The sequence below is a fragment of the Microvirga sp. P5_D2 genome, assembly GCF_054049475.1.
Map to the genome: position 1 here is coordinate 1 of NZ_JBFUMH010000270.1, position 4,196 is coordinate 4,196.

3 protein-coding genes and 1 pseudogene are annotated in these 4,196 nt (G+C 58.0%); 2 read left to right on the forward strand and 2 right to left on the reverse strand.

Annotated elements, in window-relative coordinates; all coding sequences use genetic code 11:
• Positions 1-2,437 precede the first annotated feature (2,437 nt).
• Positions 2,438-2,644, reverse strand: a complete 207-nt coding sequence (locus tag ACXJKO_RS30100) for a hypothetical protein (protein WP_457094693.1) — start codon at positions 2,642-2,644, stop codon at positions 2,438-2,440.
• A gap of 339 nt (positions 2,645-2,983) precedes the next feature.
• On the opposite strand from ACXJKO_RS30100, the gene ACXJKO_RS30105 reads away from it, so the two are divergent.
• Positions 2,984-3,355 (forward strand): hypothetical protein, encoded by a 372-nt coding sequence (locus tag ACXJKO_RS30105; protein WP_457094694.1) that lies wholly within the window; start codon positions 2,984-2,986, stop codon positions 3,353-3,355.
• A gap of 227 nt (positions 3,356-3,582) precedes the next feature.
• On the opposite strand, the gene ACXJKO_RS30110 is transcribed toward ACXJKO_RS30105, so the two are convergent.
• Complete coding sequence (locus ACXJKO_RS30110; protein WP_457094695.1) at positions 3,583-3,870, reverse strand: hypothetical protein; 288 nt, start codon at positions 3,868-3,870, stop codon at positions 3,583-3,585.
• Positions 3,871-4,085: 215 nt separating this feature from the next.
• Between ACXJKO_RS30110 and ACXJKO_RS30115 the strand changes: the two are divergent.
• Positions 4,086-4,196: pseudogene (locus ACXJKO_RS30115) on the forward strand (co-chaperone GroES); the annotation flags it as partial.

Genomic DNA, 4,196 nt, shown 5'->3' on the forward strand with positions numbered 1-4,196 from the left:
CCACTGACATGACAAGCCTGCGAGAGAATGAGCAAGCCACAGACCGTCAAGGCAGAGAACGGATCTGGTCGGACACGGCAAGTTTATACAAAAGCACCGGGGCGAGATAGGCGACACCTGAACATCCCGCCCTGACCCTCAAAGAAGAAGCGCCCTTGTGGGACGCTTCTTCTCTCAATTGCAGCTCACGCGAACACTTCGACAGCCTTTGCAGTGCGTGGAAACCTACCGTTTCCCTCCGCCGTTGCCACCGCCGCCATTCCCACCGCTGTGGCCGTTGGTGCCGCTACCACCAGCACCACCTTTGCCACCACCTCCATTGCCCGGATTCGACGGATCGCTGCCCTTCACATCGCTGCTGGAGTTGTCAGCGGGCTCTGAGCCATTGCCGAGACCATTGTTGTTGCCCGGGCCATTTCCGTTATTGCTGTGACCGCCGCCATGGTTTCCTGCGTTACCATTGCCACCCTTGTCGCCAACGTCGCCACGACCCTGTGATCCGCCACCGAAGTTGCCACCATTCGGGCTCTCTCCGGCATTGCCAACGCCCTTATCATTTCCAGGGTTATTCGGACCGCTTACATTTCCGCCACCGCCGTTGTGCCCCCCGGTGTTGCCGCTGCCGATGCTACCATTGTTGCCGGCAGCTGTGCCGCCACCTCCGGCGAAACTTCCGCCTCCAGCAACGCCGCCTCCGAAGGATCCGCCGCTGGCGCTAGTGCTGCTGCCATCAGCTCTGCCTGACGCGGACCCCGCGGCAACGGGGGAATTGCCTGGATTCTGGGCTCGTGTGGCTGTGCCAATCGTGCCTCCGCCGAGAGCACGGCTTGTGGTGTTCAAGACGCCAAAAGAATTTGTCGAGCCTGTCGTCATGCCGTCTCGGTCGCTGCGGCTAGGTTGGCGCAGCGCCTGGGGTAGAATGGCACAACGGCAAACCTCTTGGCCCCGCACGATGCGAAAGCGACAATTCCCGTACATAGATGCGTTTGCGACAGCGGGCTGGCACTGCTGGCCCGGCCGTACGGTCTGAGCATGAGACGAGGTCGAGAGAGCCAGAAACACGGCAATGCCGGACAAAGCGAGAGCGTGCGAACGCTTCATTGTTCACCTTCAGAAGTCAGTAATGATGAGAGCAGGCCACAGAACAGCGGCTCAGGTGGCTAGATTACGCCCAGCCAGGACCATGGTTCCGGCGTATTGATAGAAAAATTTTCAGAATATTTGTGGAGTAAGCAGCTACTATTAACGTCTTGTAAAGATCGGCATCCTGGCATGGGCTCGGTTTATGCCTCGTTGCCTTACAATCACAACAGAAACTCCCCGGAGACTTATGGTCGTCAGGGCTAATCTATTCGGAGATGCAAGTTGTCTTCAGGGGCAATAATGACGAGCCCACTGAATAGGTTCCTGTCTGCTGTTTGTGAGGCCGGAGAGCTCTTCGAGTGGTGCGGACGACGGGGTCAAAACCAAACTTCCGCTCAACAGGCCAGCGTGTACCGCCTGACGCTCTACTCCCGCGGCCGCACAGGCGAAAATGCAACGAAGGCATTTATGCGCTGGCTTCCAGACCAAGTGACATTTATAGCCGGTCCGATGGGAAGGACAGATGGTTCGACCTCAGGGACAGTTCCGGGCTTCACCAAAGAAAATTACCAATTACGGTCCAATGGCAGGGACCGCCCCCCTCAACTCGACCCTCCAGCGGTCCACCTATAGGGACATATAATCTGCCGGACAGGGTCTTGGGTGAAGGACGGGGAAAGCACTCAGAGGTCGTGGTCAGCTTGCGGCCGAGAGGAAATCGCTATGCCTCGCGACCGGCCGCGCCTCACTCTTGAGAGTGGCCCAAAGGTGGCCCTCGTCAAGCTCATCCCGAGCGGCGCAGGTAAACCTGGCAGACATATCCAGTGCGTGCTCACCTATGGCTCAGGGGAAACCATAACGGGCATTCTTAAGCTGTCAGACTTTGGTGGCAGTTAGAGCTATCCTTTCAGGGACGGCAGCAGGCATTCTCCCTCGTATCACCGCCGAGACATTTCGGCAGGCTGCAATGGTACGCCATCGGCTCAAAAACCGGCCGACGCGTGCGTGTACTCTCTCGGCCGCGCGGAGCCTCGTTCTTCGCTAGTCGGCACGCCTGGGGTCGCAGAGTTGCCTAAACATCCCCGTTCCTCGACCCCATTGGAGCGGCCGGGCGCACAAAGGCGAAGGTGTAGACGGCGTTGCTCTATGATACGGATCCGGACGGGTGGGCTCTGCCGCCCAAGCCAACGGGGATGCACAGGGCAACCTATAAGCGTTGGGTGGCTCGCTTTGATGCCACGGAGGAGATGCGCGATGCGCAATTCACCATGGCAGCGGTGCGGCTGATGAAGCGACTGCAGCTGACAGAAGAGGGAGTGCCTCAGCCCTCGGACTTGGCACTCCCGCACACACATTAGATGACGAAGAAGTCCTTGTGCGTGAGGCCAAGTTCTCTCTTCACTTGGGCAAACTCGATGGCGGCCTTGGCTCCCGAGCCGTCCGCGTCATAGGAGAGAGCACCCGTTTTCATGTTGGCGACGATGTAGTCATTGGCACCCTTGGCCTTGTCACCGATCCGGCGTGGTGCGGTCAGCGTCACTTCGGCAGTTATGGCCTGCACTCGTGACGTTCGGGCGAGACATCGGTATCCCAACCGGACGCGGAGGAATCGGTTTTGGATCTTAAGAGGACAGCCAGCCCAAGCGCGCGGGGCTTACTCGCTGGGCGAAGGCCTCGATGCCTATGAGATCTCGATCCTTGTCAACATCGCCGACAATCAGCCGAATAAATGAGTTGAAGGGCAGGGTGATGAAGGCGCCATCGCCTCTGGCTTCGCCTGCAGCTTGCGTTATCTGTGTGTTAACCATAGGCAAATGAAAATGGGCGCCGCTGAGCGGTTGGGGAGAGTGCGGATGGACCGCTGTTTTGCCTATCAGGCCRGCCCACGAAGGAGCCTAGCGTGAACGCGATCCTGAAAGAGCGCATCGGAGAACGGGTCGGTGCGCTTAAGATCTCGTGGCGCCGAGCCTCCTTGGAAGCAGGCCTTGAGGCGGGCTTTATTCAGGACGTCATCACGGGGCGCTCGCAACATCCAAGCGGCGATGCCTTGGCGAGCCTCGCCACTGTCCTCAAGTGTAGCTCGGCTTACCTGACAGGTCAGACCGACGACTTTGTAACGGCCACCGGGGCTCAAAATGTTGCTGCGGAGGCGGCCGAGCGGCCCGATGCTGTAATGGCGCTTAGAATCGTCGACGAACTGCTGGCCGCCGGACACGTCGAGGCTGCTCGTCTTGCGGTCAGGCGCGCCCTTAAATTGATTGCTCTCGGATAATTCTGATCAAAAAGAGCGGAGTCTTCAGCGCTGTCGCGAAGAACTCGTTCGTACCGATTAGACCTCAACCTCTTCCCATCCCACACCAAAGCGACGAGCCGCTTTTTACGGCTCAAAGGCACCTCCGCGTCAGTTGTATTTGCAGAGCACGATCAGTGCATGGGAACGGGCCGCCAAGACGGCGCGTGAAGCCCCGCCTACAGCCTTTTCCGCTCCTGATCCGCGTCTCAAGCCAAAGTGCCTTTGATCTGTTGCAACGCCTCTTGTGAAATCGGGTCGACCCGCAGGATGGGATATCCTCCCGAGGACTCGCGTTGCGAGAAAACGAGGCGAACATACCCGCCATCTTGAAGCGGCAGGAAGTAAAATCCGTCCGATTCAGCTTTCAGAAAACACCGGAGACCAATGTAAAAACTTTCTTCATATCCGATGATCGCTTGTCGGATTGCCGGATGAACAACAAGAGTGATGTTTTTGCTCTCGCAGACCTCTTCGACGGTTTTGAAACTCAACACGGCTGGACCTCGCTGCCGGGGTGGAACAGAGCACCTCGGGGATTCAACGCCGCGAATAGGGTCACGGTTCGCCCACAATCAGCCTCCCCACAAAGATTGGCTTGTGCCACGCCTAGAGCATGATTATTTCCTGTTAGCACTCTCGTGTAATGAGTGCTAAACGGATCACATTCGCAATTAACTGTATCTCAGCGCCGATACCAGGAGGAAACAAAATGACATTCCGTCCGCTGCACGACCGCGTCGTCGTTCGCCGCATCGAAGCCGAAGAGAAGACGGCCGGTGGCATCATCATCCCAGACACCGCCAAGGAAAAGCCGCAAGAG